General features: G+C 62.2%; 1 protein-coding gene. It reads left to right on the forward strand.

Annotation, left to right across the window (positions count from 1 at the left end):
- Positions 1–1,047, forward strand: a 1,047-nt coding sequence (prpC, locus tag H3V53_RS43130; protein ID WP_336603032.1) for a bifunctional 2-methylcitrate synthase/citrate synthase, incomplete at both ends; no start/stop codon positions are given.

The raw sequence follows: 1,047 nt of genomic DNA on the forward strand, positions 1-1,047 counted from the left end.
GGCGGGCAATACCGCGTTGTGCACGGTCGGCAAGACGGGCAACGACCTGCACTACCGCGGCTACGACATTCTCGATCTCGCGGGCGCGTGCGAATTCGAGGAAATCGCGTACCTGCTCGTGCACGGCAAGCTGCCGAACGTCGCTGAACTGGCTGCCTATAAAACGAAGCTGAAAGCGCTGCGCGGCCTGCCCGCGAACGTGAAGGCGGCACTCGAATGGATTCCCGCCGCCGCGCATCCGATGGACGTGATGCGCACGGGCGTCTCCGTGCTCGGCACCGTGCTGCCGGAGAAGGACGATCACAACCTGCCGGGCGCACGCGATATCGCCGACAAGCTGATGGCCTCGCTCGGCTCGATGCTGCTGTACTGGTATCACTACTCGCACAACGGCAAGCGCATCGAAGTCGAAACCGACGACGACTCCATCGGCGGGCATTTCCTGCATCTGCTGCATGGCGCGGAGCCGTCGAAGGCGTGGGTCGACGCGATGCATGTGTCGCTGAATCTCTATGCCGAGCATGAATTCAATGCATCGACGTTCACGGGCCGCGTGATCGCGGGCACGGGCTCGGACATGTATTCGGCCATCACGGGCGCGATCGGTGCGCTGCGCGGCCCCAAGCACGGCGGCGCCAACGAGGTCGCGTTCGAAATCCAGTCGCGCTACCAGACGCCCGATGAAGCGGAAGCGGATATCCGCCGCCGCGTCGAGAACAAGGAAGTCGTGATCGGCTTCGGCCACCCCGTGTACACGATCTCCGATCCGCGCAACAAGGTCATCAAGGAAGTCGCGAAGAAGCTGTCGAAGGAAGCATCGAACACGAAGATGTTCGATATCGCCGAGCGGCTCGAAAGCGTGATGTGGGACGCGAAGAAGATGTTCCCGAACCTCGACTGGTTCAGCGCCGTGTCGTATCACATGATGGGCGTGCCGACGGCGATGTTCACGCCGCTGTTCGTGATCTCGCGCACCTCCGGCTGGGCCGCGCACATCATCGAGCAACGCATCGACAACAAGATCATTCGGCCCAGTGCAAATTACAC

It is taken from the genome of Paraburkholderia bengalensis (genome assembly GCF_037126505.1).
Taxonomy (GTDB): domain Bacteria; phylum Pseudomonadota; class Gammaproteobacteria; order Burkholderiales; family Burkholderiaceae; genus Paraburkholderia; species Paraburkholderia bengalensis.